Genomic DNA, 17,384 nt, shown 5'->3' on the forward strand with positions numbered 1-17,384 from the left:
CTGCATGCTATTGCCTGACTATAACGCTAAGCTGAAAGAACAATAGCTCAATAAACTGAGCATAAGCGTAGGAGGGCTCACGATGGATACTGTACGCCAGCTGCTAGTCAGTTTTCCGTTTATTCTGTTCAGCATTCTGCTGCCGCTAGTCGGGTGTTATTGGCTATCGGTTCTACTGCGGTTAGCCCCTGTGGAGCTTTTCGAACGAGACAGTCTGCGGGATGACCACCTGGCGAGCGCACTGGTTGCTCTCGGGTTTGCCGGTGTTCCCACGACTGTCGCCCTGAGTTGGCTGATCGTTTTGGCCGCGGGTATTACATTAGCAGTAGAACTGCTGGTACTGAGGTGGCTGTCGGTCGGGCTGTTTATCGTGCCGATTGGCGTGGTGCTGCTGTGGGCAAGCTTTGCCCTGGCATCGCCAATTGCGGAAAGTCTGTGTCGGCAGGTAGGGCCATGGTTTCATCGCCACCATGCCCGCCGCAGCTTGTTGGGCAAGTGTGTGCAAGTGACCCAGGCAAGCAGTGAAGGAAAACCGGGTCGCGGGATTCTCACCGACGACCCTTCCTGCGAGGTGCAGTTGCTTGGTAAGCATAAGCCAGCAGAAAACACAGGGGAATACCGTATACTGGTCAAATACCTACCCAAAGAGGATGCGTTCCGCAGCGTCGCTCAGGATGCCTTTCTCGAAACCCGCACGCGCTTGCGCCGGCTTAAAGGCAAGTCCGGAGCGGGTGGGCCTTTAGCGCATCATTAGTGGTCAGTTTGTCTCGCTGGTATCCGGTGAACGCCGCATCATGCTGATCAGCTGGTTCACTAGCGGGACCCCCCGTTCATAGATAGAAAACCGAGAAGGGTCCCTGATCCAATCATGAAACAGGCCAGCGAGGGTTGCCTGGAGTAGGTCGGTGGCAACCTCGGGTGATAGGCCCTGAACGAGCATATGCTGCTCTTTGGAAATCAGCAGGTGCTGGTAGAGCGATTCACGGCATTCGTCGACGATTTCCTGCTGCATGGCGATAGGATCGATGTCGCTGAAAAATTCGCAGCGATGGATCAGGATAGCGTGAACCCGGCGCGAGCGGGGATTCTGCTCGAAGCGTTCCAAGCCTTGCAGGCAGGCGAGCCGAATTGCTTCCAGTGAGGAGACGTCGTGCTCCAGCGCCTCGATTTCGTCCACTAGATCCTGAAACGGCATGTGTACGCGCTCCAGCATGGCGCGAAACATATCGCCCTTGTTCTTGAAATGCCAGTAGACCGCGCCCCGCGTCATACCGGCATGGCGGGCGATTTGCTCCAGCGAGGTACGGGCGACACCGTGTTCCATGAACATATCTTCCGCAGCATCAAGTAGCGCCTCGCGCGTGGCCGCTGCTTCAGCCTTTGTTTTTCTTGCCATGGACACCCAGCCTCGTCGACGTTATTTGTGCACACATCTTATCTGATTCTGCAATTATTTTACATTCAATTGTGTATGGAAACGGCGTTCGAAAATGTATGGGTAAGCACTCACATATTCAGGGGGCTGATATTTCAGCGCGAGGCGGGTATAAAGAATAATTGGAAACGCTGTTTTTAAATGTCGTGGCAGTGCAAGCTATACGACCCGCAAAGCGAGACAATCCATAATGGCACGAGCCTCTTTTCAACTCGCCGGACACAGTATCGCGCCCGGCAAGCGCTTACAGATCGATGTGCCGGTCGCCCGGCTGTATACCCATACGCCTTTGCACATTCCCGTCGAGGTGGTGCACGGACGGCGCAGCGGGCCGGTAATGCTGGTATGCGGCGGCATTCACGGCGATGAAATCAACGGGGTGGAAATCGTCCGCCGCGTATTACGTGCAAAAACCATCAATAGCCTGAAGGGCACCTTGATTGCCGTGCCGGTCGTCAATGTGTTCGCCTTCCTGCAGCAAACCCGCTACTTGCCTGATCGGCGGGATCTCAACCGCTGCTTTCCGGGCAGCGAATCCGGTTCCCTGGGTGGGCGTGTGGCGGCGTTGTTCCGCGAAGAAATCGTCGATCACGCCACGCACATCATCGATCTGCACACCGGGGCGATCCACCGCACGAACCTGCCGCAAATCCGCGCCCAGTTGAGCCCGGAAAGCGAAACCGAGCGCATGGCCGATGCCTTTGGCGCGCCGGTGGTGCTCAACGCCGAGTTGCGCGAGGGCAGCCTGCGCCACTACGCACAAAGTCGCGGTATTCCGGTGCTCACCTATGAAGCCGGGGAAGCGCTGCGCTTTGATGAATGGGCCATTGCCCCGGGAGTGCGCGGGGTGCTGCGAGTCATGCGCCGTCTGGGCATGCTCAGCGGCGAGCAGCGCCGCCGTTCGCCGGCCCCGGCGGAAGTCGCCAACGGGTCAAGCTGGGCACGGGCACCGATCGACGGCATTCTGCGACCCAAGGTGCGCCTGGGTGCCCGCGTTGCCAAAGGCGAAGTGCTGGGCAAGGTGGCCGATCCATTCGGCAACGATGAGGGTGATGTGCGCGCCATGGCCGATGGCATCGTGATCGGCATGAGCCGCTTACCGCTGGCCAACGAAGGCGAAGCCCTGTTCCACATCGCCCGTTTTGATGCCATCGAGGAAGCAGAAACGGCGATCGAAAGCTTTCAATCGAGCCTGACGCCACCCCCTGATGCGATTTACTGACGGTGAGAAAAAACAACACGCCTGCCATAAGAGGGAGGGAACTGCTTTGTTTAACCATTATGGTTCAGACAATCGCTTCGTCCTGGCCCGCCATTGCTTAGGAGATGGCAGGCTGTTTTGCGTCGGCAGGTTGGGATGAAGGCTCGCGGACCAGGCTCAGGGCTTCGTCAAACAGGCGCAGTCCAGCGCCTTCTGTGTGCGCATTTTCCGACAGATGACGACGGAAGCGCCGCCCACCCGGGCAGCCCTGAAACAGACCCAGCAAATGGCGCGTGATGTGGTTGAGCTTGGCACCTTCGTCAAGCCGACGCTGTAGGTAGGGGCGAAATGCCCGTGCAGCGTCCAGTCGGCTGGCGGCGGGGCCTGGCGTGCCGAACAGTTGCTCATCCACGCCCGCCAGCAGCCACGGGTTTTGATAGGCCTCACGACCCACCATCACGCTGTCAACGTGTTCAAGCTGCGCCTGGCATTCCTCAAGCGTTTTAATGCCGCCGTTGATCCCGATGTGCAGTTCGGGATGCTGCTGCTTCAAACGATGCACACGCGGGTAATTCAGAGGAGGCACATCGCGGTTTTCCTTGGGCGATAAGCCTTGCAGCCAGGCTTTACGAGCATGAACGGTAAACGTCTGGCAGCCCGCATCCGCCACGGTGTCAATAAAACGAGCCAGGTCAATATCTTCATCCTGATCATCAACGCCGATACGGCATTTTACCGTCACGGGGATCGACACCGCCGCCTGCATGGCACGCACAGCCGCCGCGACTTTATCCGGGTAGCCCATCAGGCAGGCGCCAATCATATTGTTCTGCACCCGATCGCTCGGGCAGCCGACGTTCAGGTTGACCTCGTCATACCCCCACGCCTCGGCAATCGCCGCGCACTCAGCAAGCTCAGCGGCATCGCTGCCACCCAGCTGCAAGGCAATCGGGTGCTCAACGTCGTCAAAACCCAAAAAACGCGCACGCGGCGAACCGTGCAAGATAGCCCCGGTGGTCACCATCTCGGTATACAGCAACGCACGCTTGCTCAAGGTGCGTGCGAAGGCTCTGTAGTCTCTCGTAGTCCAGTCCATCATAGGCGCCACGGAGAAAGTCCTGTCCAGCTCAGGGCGGACAATGCCAGACTTCATGCGGGTTTGCGCAGCTGTGGTATCATTCATAACTGTTCATATTTACAGTGGTTGAGCGGCGTTTTTCATGGTCCGTTGGTACATATTTGGTACGTCAGCCGCTTTCGATTTGGTACATCTGAGAGGCTATTATGGCAACGATTCGCAAGCGCCGTAAAAAGGACGGCAGTTTCTCATATATGGTGCAGATTCGCATCGCCAGGCGTGGCCAACCTGACCACGCAGAGACGAAAACATTCCCCAGAAAGGCCATGGCCGAGGAGTGGGCGAAGCGGCGCGAGCTCGAACTGGCGTCACCAGGTGGCGTCCTTACCGCTAAATGGAAAGGCGTTACTTTAAACGATGCCATTGAACGGTACCTACACGAATTTGCAGAAGGGGCTGGGCGTAGCAAGCGCGCCACGATCGAGCAGTTGCAGCGCTTTCCGATCGCCCGCGTCAAAATCACCGAGCTCAGTAGTGAGCAAATCATTGACCATGCGCAAATGCGCAGGCGTAGCGGTGTGATGGCATCGACCACATCGCAAGATATCACCTGGATTGGCATTATCTTAAAAACGGCGGTGGCTGCCTGGCGAATGCCCGTGGATTTAAACGAGTTCGAGTCTGCCAAGCTGCTATTGAGAAGCAAAGGCCTCATCAGTCGCCCAGGATCTCGCGACCGGCGGCCCACCGTTGAAGAAATAGAAAAACTGCGGGCTTACTTTGTGCGATCTCAGAAGATCCGGCCGAGCGCGATTATTCCCATGGAAGACATCATGGATTTTGCAATCGCCTCAGCGCGTCGGCAGGCTGAGATTACCCGGCTGACCTGGGACGACCTGGATACTGAAGCGATGACCTGCTGGGTGCGTGATGCCAAGCATCCACGCCAGAAGTGGGGCAACCACAAACGCTTTAAGCTCACCCATGAAGCCATGGCCATCATCCAGCGGCAACCGCGCATCCAGGGAGAGCCCCGGATTTTTCCCTACGGTCCCAAATCCATTGGCACACGCTGGCGAGCCGCCACAATCGCCAAGCGTATTGACGATCTTCGCTTTCATGACCTGCGCCATGAGGGCACGTCGCGGCTATTTGAGGCAGGTTATGAGATCGTGGAGGTGCAGCAGTTTACGCTGCACGAAAGCTGGGATGTGCTGAAACGATATACTCATTTAAGGCCTGAAAAGCTTAAGCTACGTTAAGTTTATGCCATTAGGTTATATCTATGATGCATGATTTAAACTTCATGGTGCATCTGAATGGAAAGCCTGATCTTAAGAAAATCAAGTTGCGCAAAAATTATGTTCTGGTAACCCTTCGGGTGTAATGTAATAAAATGTTGTGAATGATAAGAAAATGACCAGCGATAATATAAAGCCTGGATGTCTTATTTTTATTAAAAAATGGTCTTTTGAAATAGGGTTCTTATTCAATATGAAAAAAGGGAGGGTTGTAAATGTTATAAAAGCCAAGCTAAAAAATATAGCCATGAAGGTTAAAAGTGTTGAAAGGTCTTTCCAGAGTATGCCCTTATCTATAAAGTTTAATATAATAAGTGTTATGACCATGCCGCTAAGAAATATGCACATAAGTTGTATTGCAGCTTCGTAAAAAAGAGCGGATAATATTGAAAATTTTTCTGATATTATTGTAGAGCTGTGAAAAATAGCAGCTAAAGTAGCAGTAAAGAACATAAGATTAGGTGAGAACAAACTGTTTAGTGCATTACAGAAAGATTCATGAAATTGATGCAAAGGGGTAAGAAATAGTGCTAATAAAGCCCCCATTGACAAGGGACGTAGAGTTAAGTGATGAAATTTGGCAAAGGTTTTTAATTTTTTTAAAAAAGCCGCTAAGTCACTTTTTATCTTTTTGGTAAGAGTCATTTTTCTAATTTCCCCGCCGCATTGTTAAAAACGGCGAGGATACATTAATACTTACTCATTAACCATCTTCCACTGTTCCCTAGCCTCAGCCCGTTTCTCATCAATGTACTGTGCCAGGTCGATTGCGCTGACCAACCATGGACTTTTTTGTGAGTCGCCGGCGCGGTAGGCGGGTACCGGCAGGGCTTGTGCACCGGCGCGAAAACCAGCGGTTCGTGGGGTGATGCCGAAAAAGCGCGGGGCGACTTCTTCCAGCGGTAGCTCGGTGCGGCCGTCGAATTCGGCGAGTAATCCGAAGTATGTGTTCATTGTTGCCTCCCTGGGCGCTGCTTCCACTTCATAAAACGTTGGCGAATGCGGCGGAACGTGGCCGCTGCGGTTGGGTTGTGGTCTAACTCCGCTCGGCTTTGGATCTGGCAGGCGGCGCAGAGCCAGTCGCGGGCGTCGTCCTGGTTGTGGGTGCCGTCGGGCAGTGTGCTTTCTGTCATACCGAATTTTGCGCGCTTGCGGCGGTCGAGGTAGAGCTGAAAGGCGCGATCCTGGCAGAGCATGGCCGCTTGCCGGGCCAAGGCACCGCCCTTGGTTGGCGACGTTGTTTGTTGGCTCATATCACCCCCCAATATTTCAGTAAGTGCTCAACTGCCAAATACCAGGCATAGGGAAATAGCGTTATCGAAAAGAACGTGGACCAAAAGCCCTTCGCCACCACTACTCCGAAGATCCAAAGTCCGATCGTCAGTACCCCATTAAGATTGGCGAACATGTTTCCTCCTCATTTCACGCAACCCCTGGCACTCAATGCAGGTAGTGGCCCAGGGCGCGGCCTTACGGCGCTGGGCTGGGATCTCGTTGCCACAGTCAACGCACTCATCGTGAGTTGCCCGGGTGGCAAGCGTGGCTCGGCGAGCCAGCGTGGCTTCCAGGCTTTGTTGGATGGTGACCGCAGCGCGGTCGGCGTTATCTGCCATCATGCTTCCTTCTGTTAACAAAGTTCAGTCGGGAAATATTCTTCCTGCTGCGTGGGAGGTGGCGGCGCGAACAGATTTCGGGCCGCTTCTCTGGCTTCCTGGGCCTCGTGGAAGGAGTCTTCCATCTCAGCCCGGTAAATTTCTGAGCGCTTCCACTCTTCGAGACGTTCGCGCTGGGCTTTTTTCTCTTCCGGTGTGGGCTCTCGGGGCTGGATATCCGGCCCCTGCGTACAGTTAGTGACACGAGTCCAAGGGGAAGCGGCTTCGCCGCTTCCCGAACCCCCCTGGTCGCTCAGCGACCTACCGCGCACCTGCCAGCGGTAAAAGCGGGTTAGATATTCGTGCTCATTGCCCCGGCCATCGGTGACGACGATGCCGAACGTACCTATCTTGCTTTCACCGTGGCGGCCTAGCGCCTCGACGCCTTCGCGCTCTTCGCCGGTGGCGTGGCTGAACTCGGCACGGCTGAGGTCGACGCGGGGCATTGTCCACGGCTTCACCGGACGGTATTTGCGGGGCAGGTTGGGGCCACCCATGAGGCGTAAGAACTGATCCCACTGGCCGGAATTGGCGGCCTTGCGGATTTGCTCGAAGCGGGCGGCGATGCGTGCTTCTGGGCGGGTCGCCTTTTCCCAGTTGTCCAGCTCATCGAGGTGCTTATCGTTCAGGCGGCGAATCTCTCGCCACACCGTCACGCTAGGCAGGCCGACAAACTGGAATTGGCGAATGCCCCACACGGCCGCCCATGACTCGATGCGCGGCGCGCTGCTGTTGAGGTCGTGGCCGTAGCTGTCCTTGTCGTCGTCTTTCATGCCATCGCGGGCGAACTGCTCGCCGTTGATGTTTTTCGAGATGTACTTGGCCACGTAGCCCGCAGCGGTCCCGCGCGTGTAGTCGATGGGCTCGACCTTAAAGCGGGCGGTTGATTTGTGGCCGCGCCGGTCGTAGAGCTCTTCTGGGGTATCCGCCTCGGCATGGCAGCCGAGTATTTCGGTCACGGTGTCGGCGTGCTCGGGGGCGGTCCAGACCAACAGGTGCCAGTGGGGCGTGCCGTCGTGGTGGGGCTCGACCACACGAATGCCGTAAACGCCGATATCCTCGCGGGCCAGCTTGGCGCGGGTGCGCGCCCACACCTGTTGCAAGTAGGCCTGGGCATCGCGGGGTGTGCTGCCGTCGTACTTGGTATTACGGGCGCCGCTTTTGGCATGCACCGGGTGGAATCGGCTAGGCGCGGTGATGGTGTAGAACATGCCGACATGCCCCAGACGACGGGCCTCGACCTCGGTGTCGCGAATGCGCAGCATCAACTCAGCCCGGCGGTGGTCGGGGTTCGACAAACCCAGCTCGGCCAACTCGGCCAAGGTGTACACCTGGCCTTCCTGGTTGATGGCTTCCAGCGCATCGAGCAGGGCGTGGTTACGGTTTTTCTGGGCGCGACGGCGCTCCAAGGTCACATCACTGCAGTAAATACCGGCGCGCTTATGCACGCGGTGGGCTTCGCGCTGCACCTGCTCCAAACGACGGCCACCCAGGCGGCGCAGCTGGCGACGCCACCAAAGCGGGTCAGTGAGCTTGGCCAGTTGCACCGCGCTTTTCATTTTCAAGCTGGGCGGGTTGATGCCGTGCAGGCGTGCCCGATGGCGGGCTTTTTGGAGCGCCATTTCATTGACGACAGGCAGGCTCATGACAGGCGCGCGGTGCCATTTAAAGACTGCCATCAATGGAATGATGCCCAGCGGTGGGCTCAATGGATTGCGAGAGTCGGCGATTTGGAGGGCGATCTCGCGTGCCTGGCCGGAAAGGGTGCGGGCCTTGGGCGTTTTGAGGTTGAGGGGTGGTGGCAGCAGGCCAAGTCGCAGGCGGCGGTTATGCTCGGCAATGCCGCCGATCAGCTTGCTACGCTCTCGCTCCAACGCGGAGGCCTGGGCCTCGGCGTGGTTGATGGCCGCTTCGTCGTCGTGCGTGACGTTATAGCCATTGAGCACCAGTCGTTCTTCCACGCTGGCCAGCCACCGGCAGCCGATCTGCAAACCCTCAATCGTTGTGGGCGCCCGCTTCACCAGCGATTGAAAGCCCCGTTCCAGGTCGCTGGCGATGGGCGTAAAGCGACGGTAGACGCTAGCCGGGTCGATAAGCTCGGCGGCGTTGCGGCGCAACCAACGGTTAGCGGCGGCATGGCCGTGCTGTTTAGACACATGGATATAGCCGCCCGCCAGTTGCTCTGCGATAGACGGCAGGCGCTTCCAGTGTTCATCCAGGAAGCGACGGCAATCCCGCGTGCGGGAGCTGTACTCAAAGGCTAATTCCAACGTGCTCACGCCGTCACCTCTTTGAAGCAAGTGTGATCACCTTCAGGCTTGCCCCAATCCACGCCGATGACGCGGGGCGGGTTTTCGCTAAGAGCCGCCGCCAGCGTGGCGCCGATGGCGAGGCTGTTATCGTCTAAAGTGGCTTCGATTTGTGTTATCTGGCAGCCAAGTTTCTCAACTTCGCGCATTAGCTCTTCGCCCGCCGTCTGGCTGTTTTGTGTGGGCTGCGCCTGCAGCTCGGCGGCAAGGTTTTTTAGTTGCAGATGCGCTTCATAGAGCGCGAGCATTGTTTTATCAGTGTTCATACAACCCCCTTCTCAATAAGTGACAACCAGTGCAGCGCCGCCTTGGTGTTGCCTTCTGCCAGTGCTTCGCGGGCGTGACTCGCCAGTTCGGCACTTGGGTGTGGGCGGTGGCCGTTGAGCGTTCCTTTCAGTCGACTGGCGTAGCCGCTCATGCGATGGATGGCACCGCGCAGCGCGTCGCGCTCAGCTTTGTTGAGCTGGCTGATTTGCTGGGTGGTGTCGTTTTTTAAGTCGGCGGATTTGAGCAGCACACGGCGTTCGGCATGGGGCAGCTCGGCCCATAGCTCGACTAAATCCAGGTCGTCGGCGCGGCGGTGCAGCTCGGCGCGCAGGTCGCCAAAGCCTGCCCGATCGGGCTGGACGGCGGGCGCCTGCGCGGGTGCTGGTAAAGGGGTAACGTTACTCATATACGTAAGCCTCTTGCGTGCTGCTAACTAAGAACGAAAGCGAAGTAGCTGGGCCGGTCAGGCGTTTACGATGCCTGTTGCGCCTGCTTGATTGCCTGTTGAAGCAACCTGGGCGTAAACGGCAGATCCACCGTGGGGTTGGGGCTGTCGCTGGGGGTCAGCGTGTTGCACACCTCGATGCGCGCTTTGCCCCGAAACCCACAGTCTTCATTGCGGCATTCCACCACCAACTCGCGGTACACCGGCGTTAGCCCCTGGCTTTTGCGGATGCGCAGGTTCTGGCTGCAGTGCGGGCAGGGAAGGCGGTGTTTGCTGGTCATCGTCATCAGTGTTTTCTCTCAATGGGGTAAAGGGCGCGGCCTCGGCCGGTGAGTCCTTGGGTGCCTTTGCGCAAGCGGCGACGCATCAGCCACTCGGCGGCTTCGTCCAGGTTCGATAAGTTCTGCTGTTCGCATACCTGCTGCAGTACGGCCTCTAGCTGTTCATTCAGCGGAAGGCGTAATTCGCCATGGGCCGGTTGGTCAGCCATACATCAGTGCTCCTTGGGGGCCTCAAAAAGCCCTGCCTTTACGACGCCTGTTCAGGCACATTGCTAACAGAGAGATCAGCAACGCCCAGCGTTTCCAGTGCTTCTTTCAGCACCAGTTGACGCAGCAGTGAGGCTCGGTCGATGCCGGTGTAATCCACCAGCGCATCGATCAACTGGGCCTCGTACTGATCCAGATTGAGAGCGGCGTAACGAGAGCGCACACGTTTGGGGTCCTGGTACATGGCAAACATCCTTATGCAGGCAGGGTCATTCGGCATTCAGCGTGTCTTGGTCGTACTCGGCGATGCCGCGCAGCATCAGCATGCGGGCCGTGGCCGAGAGGGTGCGCATTTCCAGCTCGGCGATGCGCTTCAGGTCGTCCCGCTCGGCCTCGGTTACGTGGGCCATGATTGGGCAGTTACACCCCTTGGGGGCATAAATTGGCTTTGGGGTAATGGTGTTAGCGGTGGCCATGGGTTAGGCTTCCTTAATAGAGTGAAAGACATAAGGCGCAGTGGCTTAGCGCTCGTAAAGGCGCACCAGCTTGCGCTGCAGGAAGTGCTCATCCAGATGGGCGTTCAGGCTGCTCAAGGCATCCTCGACGGCTTCGTCGCTTTTGCCCGCGGCCAACATCGAGGTCGCCAGCTGGCCGACCGCCTCGGCGGTGGTGCGCTCTTCCAGCGCTTCGATATCCGCCAGCGGGTTGGGCGTTTGGGTACCGCGCTTCAGCGCCGTTTCGATATCGCGGCGGGTGCCTTCAGCGCAGCGCTCCAGTTCCACGTCGACACCTCGGAACAGGGTGGTCTGGGTTTTAGGTACGAACATCGTGAGAGTGAGGGTGGCCATAGCAGTGGCTCCTTTAAGTTTTCAATTACGTCCGATGGAGGACTTGGGTTATGTCTGAACGGCCTTTACAAGATCCAAAGCAATATCCGGTTGATGCCGCCCATGAAGTGGTGATTGAGCTCATCAGGTCAGAGGCATTAATTTGCTCAAGCAATAATTCTTACGGAACGACGAGAGGTGAGCAGCTCGCAGATGCCGCTATCACTGCTCACAAGAAGCTGGTCGAGTACTACAAGTCGTTGGATTGAGTTGGCTAAACCCAGCCTGAAGCGAAGTAGCAAGGTTTAATGCGCGCTCGTTTAGGTCTTGGCCTTTCCGACCTTGTTTCGCTAATTCGCCGACGCTTTTAGCCAGAACACGATCAGCGAGCGCTTGCTGATATGGAGTTAATGAAGCTGGTGGGTTCTCAGGTTTGGGAGCTGCTTTTAAAGCGCCAGTGGTCTCAACAGTAAGTGTCCACGTGAGCTTTTTAGTGTCTGGGTTACCGATTTTGAGATGGGCAGTCAGGCTTGTGGCGCCAAAGCCTTGAGCGATAAGCATGACGTTCACCAGCTCATCAAACGGCATGGGTTGCTCTTGGCAATTGGCATTGAAGCCTTTAATGCCTTCCCGAGCGGCCTCTAGAGACAGAATGCCTTGGGTCTGGTGGATGATCAGTTTTTCCACCGTGATAAGCGGTGATTTAGTGGCAGATGTAGCCATGGCAGTGGCTCCTCTTGCTATGTGTTGTGAAGTGAAAGACATAAATAGATTGGTGTAAATATTACATGTCGTCAAGCGTTGATGTGGAAAAAATGCTGTCTCGGTTGCGTGAAGCTATCCAAAACGCAGGGTTTGAGACTCTAGCTGATGCCTCACGGGCAATTGGCGACACTACGCCGCAAGGCCTCAGAGACGTTGTTACAGGCCGGAAAAGGGCATCTGTAGAATTTATGATGCGCTTAAAATCTGTTGGTGTAGATATTACATATGTGATGGGTGGGACAGATGAGTTAGCACCGTCTAAAGATCAGACGCCTATCAGGATGTATGACATTGAAGCCGCCGCTGGGGCTGGGCGCAGTTTTGAAGGCGAGCCGATTAAAACCACGCTGTATTTTTCCACCGCCGAGCTGGCCGATCAGGGGCTAGATCCTGCCCATGTTGTGGGGGTGAAAGTGCGCGGCGATTCGATGCTTGGCACGTTGGACGACGGTGACTGGGTATTGGTGGACCGCAGCAACCGCGACCCCAAGCAGGAAGGCGTGTTTTTGCTGCTGGTGAGCGGCGAGCGAAGAATCAAGCGGGTGCAGCGCCTGGCGGGCGGCGCGCTGTTCCTGATCAGCGACAACGACCACTACCAGCCGGAAATGATCAAACCGCAGGATATGCATGATGTGGAGATTCTGGGGCGGTGTGAGATTCGGATTGGGCGGGTTGTGTAGCTGCAGCACATCAATATAAAACGGTGGTTTTGAGACTGCTGATAATATAGGGAATTTGATGGATGGAAGATTTTTCACCAATAGCACGTTTAGAAGCCATCATCTTAAAAGCTAATAGCATGGATGGTACTGCAGCAACAAAAAAGGTGTGGGGAAAGGTTTTTAACTACAATACCCAAGATCGATTGAGTGTCGCAGATTACGCTTTTGAATACCTTCGCTTAGTTGAGCGTGTTGAAGTGTACCTTAGCGTGGTAGTTAAAAATTATGCTACCAGCGAGATAAATAAAAGTTCTATGATATCTTTGAAAGAGCTGGTTTTTACCTTTACAAGCTCTTCCCAATGGAATGCGCATAATTCTAAAATCAATGACTCTGTTCTGGTTTTGTTAGAAATGGGTAAAGCCCTTTATCATGCAAATTATCCAGAATCAGAAGCTAAAATTGAAAATGAGTATATTGAAGAGCTGAGAGAGAGCCTTGATGCCCTTTTTCAAAGTGTTTTTAATAGCGATTTGTCTCGCGAGCTTAGGTTAAAGCTTTCTGCAGATATAGTTCAAATGATGAATTCACTGAAATTCTATGAGGTTCGAGGTTCTGACGGTTTACAAGAAAGCATGTCCATGCTTGTTGGTCGCTATGCATTTAACTCTGCTGAACTGAAAAAAGATGAAGCTGAAGATGTACGTAATAAATTCAATAACGTTTTCAGTAAATTTTTCGCAGCAATGAGTCATGCAAATACTCTGCACCAGTTTTTGGATAATGCTCCTGACATTATGAAACAGTTGGTTGAAAAATTATGAGTGATAACAAGGAAAGTCCGAAAAAGAAATGCTCTAAATGGTTAGATGTTTTTGGAAGAGAAATTGATCTTCCTAGTTGGACATCCATGTTAAAAGCTTGTGCGGTATGTGTCATAGTACTATTTTTTATCTATTTAATCAGGTTGATAGTTGGGGAGAGTGGCGCTGTTGATCTGCTTACTTCTCTTTTATGGCCTGTCGCTACAGTTTTTATAGCTATGATTTTCAAAGAACCAATCGAAGGATTTGCTGCTAGAATGACTGAGATAACAGCTCCTGGTTTCTCAGCTAGAGCACATTCAGAAGATGCTGCGCTTTCAGCTTTAAGTATTGATAATGATGAGAATGGAGAGACAGATAGTGAAAATGAAGTGACAGATAGTGAAAATGAAGTGACAGATAGTGAAGTGATAGAGGTCACTTCTGGGGATGGTGAGTATTGCACTGATTCAGTGCATAATGAAGAAATTAAAAGAGAGGGCAATGAAAAGCCTGCTTCTAAATTGAATGAAGACATACAAGAAAGTCAGTCTTCTTTTGAAGGTTATAAGGATAGTGTGAATAAAAAGAATGCTCGTGATTACAATGAGCTTAGAAGCCGCTTAAGAGCATTGGGTCTTCAGCGATCTCGTGCGCAAGTTGTTAGGAGCGAGCGTGAAAAGTTAAATCTGAGAAGGTCGGTGGCTAGTTTTCAAAATGAGTTATTAGTATCTCGTTGGAACAAGCTTGTCTCTGTAGTTGATGATTTATATACTGAATATTTTCATGACAAGAATAACTTAAATGATTTTCAGAAAATGAAGCGCTTGTTAATAAAAGGAGTTATTACAAATGAGCAGTACGTAACTTTCAAGAAATTGTTTGAAGCGGAAGAGCTTTTCAATGGGTTTTTGAGTGTTAATGTGGCAAATAATTATCTTTATACTATTGATCGGCTGCAAGATAGTCTTCTTAAAGTTATCAAGATAAAGTGATTCTCCTTACCTGTTGGAAACTGATTTTCATGATGACTTGTAACGTTTGAAAAAGTTTAAAGTTTGTGAGAGCTTCTGTTTTTTGACCTGTGGTTTTTATTGGTGTTATCGATTTTAGGTAAACGCCTCGCCGCCCCCTCATCCGTATACGCCCGCAACAACTCATCCCAGTGCGTGGTATAGCGCGGGCTGCGGTGGGCGCAGCGTAGGTGCCAGGGGGCGTTCTTTTCCGGTAGGCCCAGGCGTACCGTTCCCTTTCCCATTTTCTCGTTCAGCGCGTCCATGGTGGCCATGAGCTTTTCGCTGCGCTGGCGTTCCTCTTCCGTTTGCGGTGTGTCCATCAGGCTGAGCTGTTGGCGGTTTACGTCGGTCAGGTCGAGCATCATCACACCGGCTTTCTTGTAGCCGTACTTGGGCCGGTAGATCTTCTTCAGCGCTTCCTGGGCGGCGTGGAGAATATCGCGGGTGTCCTGGCTGGGGCGTTCCAGCTCTACCACCAGGCTGGGTGAGTACTGGGGCAAGTCGGGCCGGAAACGGTCGGTTTTGAGGAAGACCAGCACGGCGCGGGCGAGGCTGTTCTGCTGGCGTAGTTTTTCAGCGCCGCGTTGGGCGTGCTGGCGAACCGCGCCCTGCAGGTCGTAGAGGTGCTGAGTGGGGCGACCGAAGGATCGGCTGGTCATGATGCGCTGCTTGGGTTCGTGCAGGTCGTTCATTTCCAGGCAGCTGATGCCGCGTAGCTCCAGCACCGTGCGTTCCATGTTCACCGAGAACTTGCGCCGCAGGCGTTTGGCGTCCGCTTCGCGGAGATCCCAGGCGGTTTTGATACCCAGTATCTGCAGACGCTCGTTCAGGCGTCGGCCAATGCCCCACACATCGCCCACGTCGATTTGCTGCAGCAGGTGCCGGGCTTCGTCGCTTTCCGCGTGGAGGATGCACACACCCGGGTAGCCAGGGTGCTTTTTGGCGATACGGTTGGCCAGCTTGGCCAGCGTGTGAGTCGCGGCCACGCCCACACAGACCGGAATGCCGGTGTATTGGCCAATCTTCTGGCGCAGGCTGGTGGCGTGCTCCTGAAGGCCTTCCGGCGTGAAGCCGTCCATGTGCACGAACATTTCATCGATGGAGTAGGGCTCAACGCCTGCTGTTTCCTGCTCGAGTATGCCTTGCACCCGGTGAGACATGTCGCCGTAGAGCTCGTAGTTGGAGGAGTAGAGAATCACCTCGCCGCGGTCCACCAGGTGGCGTACATGGTGGGCGGGCGTGCCCATCTCTACGCCCAGGGCTTTCAGCTCGTTGGAGCGGGCGACAATGCAGCCGTCGTTGTTGGACATGATGCCCACCGCGCGCCGGTTCAGCTTGGGATTGAACACCCGCTCGCAGCTCACGTAGAAGTTGTTGCAGTCCACTAGCCCGATCATTTTCGCCTCCTGCCCCTTGTGTAAGACTGTTAATTTATACAGTATTATTGCCAGGGAACGCGACAGGCAAACGCTAATGTACGTCGCGGAAAATCAAACAGGCACAGGGGGAGCGGATGCGAGTGAATTACTTAGGGCCAGCGTTGGTGGGCGTGGATCACCCGGCGGTCGCGGAAATGGACAGACGAAAATTTACCCCCAGCTGTTTTCTGGTGGAGATCAGCGAGGACGCGCGCCCGGGTGGGCCGATGATGGAAGGCGACGTGCTGGTGGTGGATGAAGCGCGCACGTATGGCCACGCGGATCTGGTGGTGGCTGAAATTGAAGGCGAGTACCGGCTATTCAAAGCCCACCGCGCTGGTAGCCGCTGCCGGTTACTGCCGCCCAACGGTGGGCAGGGCTACTTTGTGAACGCGCAGCAGTTCAAGGGTGTGGTTGTCAGGCAGGCACGGTGCTGGGCGGTGTAAGCCTTTTCTTACATGAACTGTGGGCAATGGCTTACATCAAACTGAGCAAAAATTTGCCAAGCTGAGAATGTCGCCTTGAAGCACGCGGGGTGGATTCCGGCTCGCCAGAAGGATGCGGCATGAAACCCCCGGCCATGGAATGGCTGGGGGTTTTTGTGTTTAGCTATGTTGAAATAAACAGATTACAACATGAATGGATATACAAAATATGGAAGAAACACCAGCAGGCAAGAAAATTGCTAAAGCTTTATTATTGCTGTTTATGTTTTTACAATTTTTGTCATTGTTGAGGTTTTATGTTTACTGGAATTTAATTGGTGTTGACCCGTCGGGATATTTTTCAATACAAGACGTTTTGGTCTTGTCTTTAGGGAAAAGCTTACTTTTATTTTTTCTTTTAATAACGCTATGCGCCTTTGGTTTTATTCTATATACAGAGGACGACGAGCATATAAGTAATAAAGGCGATTGGGTTAAAGGGATTTTTTGGCTTGGGATAATTTCATTCGTATCTATTTTGGCTTCTTATAAGGTCCCTTTAGAATGGGAAAATGTTCATATGTTGGTAGTGCTCCTGGCAAGCAATTTTTTAAGGTATGGAGTTGGATACCTGATAGTTCCTCTTAGATTAGAAGATGTTTTTGGGTCTAAGAAAAATGCCTTCATCTACACAAATATTATTCTGCTTGGATTGTTTATGGCATTTCCGATAGCTGTATGGGATGCCCGCAACGACATAAATAGTACGGATGAAAAAGCTTTGGTATATCTTATTGATGAGTCAAATAAATATTTTTTGGTAGGTAAAATTGGTGAGTATCATGTTGTCACGCCCAGTATGAAAAAAATGATAGTAGTGCCAAATAGTAGAGTAGATAAGGTTATTTATTATCCCTGATTATTAAGTTAGTTAGTGGTTTAATCCTGGATTCATAGAATAACTGCAGCACTTTGGACCACCCGGTAGAAGCAGGAGGGCCAGCGCCGGTACCCTCCCTGCTTTACCGACCAAAGTGAAGCAGAGCATGGGATACCGACAACTGACCCAGACCCAACGATACCAGATTCACGCTTGTATTGGGGTGGGGATGAGCCAGCGACAGGCCGCTAAAAACCTTGGCGTTCATAACAGCACGATAAGCCGTGAGTTGCGTCGTAACGCGACAGACAACGGTTATGAGCCTGAGATGGCTCAGTGCCGTAGTAATGACCGGCGACGTACCGCCTGGAAATGGACAAAGCGCCTGCCCAGCATGATCAACATCGTCGCC

General features: G+C 53.9%; 25 protein-coding genes. 9 read left to right on the forward strand and 16 right to left on the reverse strand.

Going from position 1 to position 17,384, the window contains the following annotated elements:
• Positions 1 to 82: 82 nt before the first annotated feature.
• Positions 83 to 754, forward strand: a complete 672-nt coding sequence (locus BMX75_RS16810) for a hypothetical protein (protein WP_092830675.1) — start codon at positions 83 to 85, stop codon at positions 752 to 754.
• Between the two features lie 3 nt (positions 755 to 757).
• On the opposite strand, the gene BMX75_RS16815 is transcribed toward BMX75_RS16810, so the two are convergent.
• Complete coding sequence (locus tag BMX75_RS16815) at positions 758 to 1,396, reverse strand: TetR family transcriptional regulator (RefSeq protein ID WP_092830677.1); 639 nt, start codon at positions 1,394 to 1,396, stop codon at positions 758 to 760.
• Between the two features lie 229 nt (positions 1,397 to 1,625).
• Here BMX75_RS16815 and BMX75_RS16820 point away from each other — a divergent pair, with 229 nt between their 5' ends.
• Positions 1,626 to 2,657 (forward strand): succinylglutamate desuccinylase/aspartoacylase family protein, encoded by a 1,032-nt coding sequence (locus BMX75_RS16820; protein ID WP_085917734.1) that lies wholly within the window; start codon positions 1,626 to 1,628, stop codon positions 2,655 to 2,657.
• 97 nt (positions 2,658 to 2,754) lie between these two features.
• Here BMX75_RS16820 and dusA read toward each other — a convergent pair whose 3' ends face one another.
• Positions 2,755 to 3,819, reverse strand: a complete 1,065-nt coding sequence (dusA, locus tag BMX75_RS16825; protein WP_092830679.1) for a tRNA dihydrouridine(20/20a) synthase DusA — start codon at positions 3,817 to 3,819, stop codon at positions 2,755 to 2,757.
• Between the two features lie 101 nt (positions 3,820 to 3,920).
• Between dusA and BMX75_RS16830 the strand changes: the two genes are divergently transcribed.
• Positions 3,921 to 4,976 (forward strand): tyrosine-type recombinase/integrase, encoded by a 1,056-nt coding sequence (locus BMX75_RS16830; RefSeq protein WP_092830681.1) that lies wholly within the window; start codon positions 3,921 to 3,923, stop codon positions 4,974 to 4,976.
• Between the two features lie 81 nt (positions 4,977 to 5,057).
• Here the strand turns inward: BMX75_RS16830 and BMX75_RS18000 are convergent, their stop codons facing one another.
• From BMX75_RS18000 to BMX75_RS16895, 13 genes are all read right to left on the reverse strand, one after another.
• Positions 5,058 to 5,660, reverse strand: coding sequence for a hypothetical protein (locus BMX75_RS18000; RefSeq protein ID WP_139197175.1), 603 nt, complete (start codon positions 5,658 to 5,660; stop codon positions 5,058 to 5,060).
• 51 nt (positions 5,661 to 5,711) lie between these two features.
• Positions 5,712 to 5,969: a pyocin activator PrtN family protein gene (locus BMX75_RS16840; protein WP_092830685.1), complete on the reverse strand. Its 258-nt coding sequence runs from the start codon at positions 5,967 to 5,969 to the stop codon at positions 5,712 to 5,714.
• Positions 5,966 to 6,268: a hypothetical protein gene (locus tag BMX75_RS16845; protein WP_092830687.1), complete on the reverse strand. Its 303-nt coding sequence runs from the start codon at positions 6,266 to 6,268 to the stop codon at positions 5,966 to 5,968. Before BMX75_RS16845 ends, BMX75_RS16840 begins: the two co-directional genes overlap by 4 nt.
• 138 nt (positions 6,269 to 6,406) lie before the next feature.
• On the reverse strand, positions 6,407 to 6,628 hold the full coding sequence (locus BMX75_RS16850) for a TraR/DksA C4-type zinc finger protein (RefSeq protein ID WP_092830689.1): 222 nt from the start codon (positions 6,626 to 6,628) through the stop codon (positions 6,407 to 6,409).
• Between the two features lie 14 nt (positions 6,629 to 6,642).
• Complete coding sequence (locus BMX75_RS16855; protein WP_092830691.1) at positions 6,643 to 8,946, reverse strand: replication endonuclease; 2,304 nt, start codon at positions 8,944 to 8,946, stop codon at positions 6,643 to 6,645.
• The gene (locus tag BMX75_RS16860) at positions 8,943 to 9,242 is read right to left on the reverse strand and encodes a hypothetical protein (RefSeq protein ID WP_092830692.1); all 300 of its coding nucleotides are present in this window, start codon (positions 9,240 to 9,242) and stop codon (positions 8,943 to 8,945) included. Before BMX75_RS16860 ends, BMX75_RS16855 begins: the two co-directional genes overlap by 4 nt.
• Positions 9,239 to 9,649 (reverse strand): hypothetical protein, encoded by a 411-nt coding sequence (locus BMX75_RS16865; protein ID WP_092830694.1) that lies wholly within the window; start codon positions 9,647 to 9,649, stop codon positions 9,239 to 9,241. The genes BMX75_RS16860 and BMX75_RS16865 overlap by 4 nt, the downstream gene beginning before the upstream one ends.
• A 65-nt stretch (positions 9,650 to 9,714) precedes the next feature.
• Entirely contained in the window at positions 9,715 to 9,975 is a 261-nt protein-coding gene (locus tag BMX75_RS16870; protein WP_092830696.1) for an ogr/Delta-like zinc finger family protein, read from the reverse strand.
• A complete protein-coding gene (locus BMX75_RS16875) occupies positions 9,975 to 10,178 on the reverse strand; it encodes a hypothetical protein (RefSeq protein WP_092830698.1) in 204 nt (67 codons plus the stop codon). Before BMX75_RS16875 ends, BMX75_RS16870 begins: the two co-directional genes overlap by 1 nt.
• A 38-nt stretch (positions 10,179 to 10,216) precedes the next feature.
• The gene (locus BMX75_RS16880) at positions 10,217 to 10,420 is read right to left on the reverse strand and encodes a hypothetical protein (RefSeq protein ID WP_092830700.1); all 204 of its coding nucleotides are present in this window, start codon (positions 10,418 to 10,420) and stop codon (positions 10,217 to 10,219) included.
• A gap of 25 nt (positions 10,421 to 10,445) precedes the next feature.
• On the reverse strand, positions 10,446 to 10,652 hold the full coding sequence (locus BMX75_RS16885) for a hypothetical protein (protein ID WP_092830702.1): 207 nt from the start codon (positions 10,650 to 10,652) through the stop codon (positions 10,446 to 10,448).
• A gap of 45 nt (positions 10,653 to 10,697) precedes the next feature.
• Entirely contained in the window at positions 10,698 to 11,024 is a 327-nt protein-coding gene (locus BMX75_RS16890) for a hypothetical protein (protein WP_092830704.1), read from the reverse strand.
• 201 nt (positions 11,025 to 11,225) lie between these two features.
• Positions 11,226 to 11,726, reverse strand: coding sequence for a hypothetical protein (locus BMX75_RS16895; protein WP_092830706.1), 501 nt, complete (start codon positions 11,724 to 11,726; stop codon positions 11,226 to 11,228).
• Between the two features lie 323 nt (positions 11,727 to 12,049).
• On the opposite strand from BMX75_RS16895, the gene BMX75_RS18100 reads away from it, so the two are divergent.
• From BMX75_RS18100 to BMX75_RS16910, 3 genes are all read left to right on the forward strand, one after another.
• Positions 12,050 to 12,448 (forward strand): S24 family peptidase, encoded by a 399-nt coding sequence (locus BMX75_RS18100; protein WP_175474763.1) that lies wholly within the window; start codon positions 12,050 to 12,052, stop codon positions 12,446 to 12,448.
• Positions 12,449 to 12,510: 62 nt separating this feature from the next.
• Positions 12,511 to 13,254 (forward strand): hypothetical protein, encoded by a 744-nt coding sequence (locus BMX75_RS16905; protein ID WP_092830710.1) that lies wholly within the window; start codon positions 12,511 to 12,513, stop codon positions 13,252 to 13,254.
• On the forward strand, positions 13,251 to 14,228 hold the full coding sequence (locus BMX75_RS16910) for a hypothetical protein (RefSeq protein WP_139197176.1): 978 nt from the start codon (positions 13,251 to 13,253) through the stop codon (positions 14,226 to 14,228). Before BMX75_RS16905 ends, BMX75_RS16910 begins: the two co-directional genes overlap by 4 nt.
• A gap of 56 nt (positions 14,229 to 14,284) precedes the next feature.
• Here the strand turns inward: BMX75_RS16910 and BMX75_RS16915 are convergent, their stop codons facing one another.
• Positions 14,285 to 15,646 carry a Y-family DNA polymerase gene (locus BMX75_RS16915; RefSeq protein ID WP_092830714.1) on the reverse strand — a complete coding sequence of 454 codons (1,362 nt, stop codon included), beginning with the start codon at positions 15,644 to 15,646 and terminating at the stop codon, positions 14,285 to 14,287.
• A gap of 116 nt (positions 15,647 to 15,762) precedes the next feature.
• Between BMX75_RS16915 and BMX75_RS16920 the strand changes: the two genes are divergently transcribed.
• The 3 genes from BMX75_RS16920 to BMX75_RS16930 all read left to right on the forward strand — a co-directional run.
• The gene (locus BMX75_RS16920) at positions 15,763 to 16,113 is read left to right on the forward strand and encodes a S24/S26 family peptidase (RefSeq protein ID WP_092830716.1); all 351 of its coding nucleotides are present in this window, start codon (positions 15,763 to 15,765) and stop codon (positions 16,111 to 16,113) included.
• A gap of 208 nt (positions 16,114 to 16,321) precedes the next feature.
• Positions 16,322 to 17,011: a hypothetical protein gene (locus BMX75_RS16925; RefSeq protein WP_092830718.1), complete on the forward strand. Its 690-nt coding sequence runs from the start codon at positions 16,322 to 16,324 to the stop codon at positions 17,009 to 17,011.
• 127 nt (positions 17,012 to 17,138) lie between these two features.
• On the forward strand, positions 17,139 to 17,384 hold a 246-nt coding region (locus tag BMX75_RS16930; RefSeq protein ID WP_139197177.1), incomplete at its 3' end, for a helix-turn-helix domain-containing protein.

The sequence above is a fragment of the Vreelandella subterranea genome (genome assembly GCF_900111305.1).
Classification (GTDB): domain Bacteria; phylum Pseudomonadota; class Gammaproteobacteria; order Pseudomonadales; family Halomonadaceae; genus Vreelandella; species Vreelandella subterranea.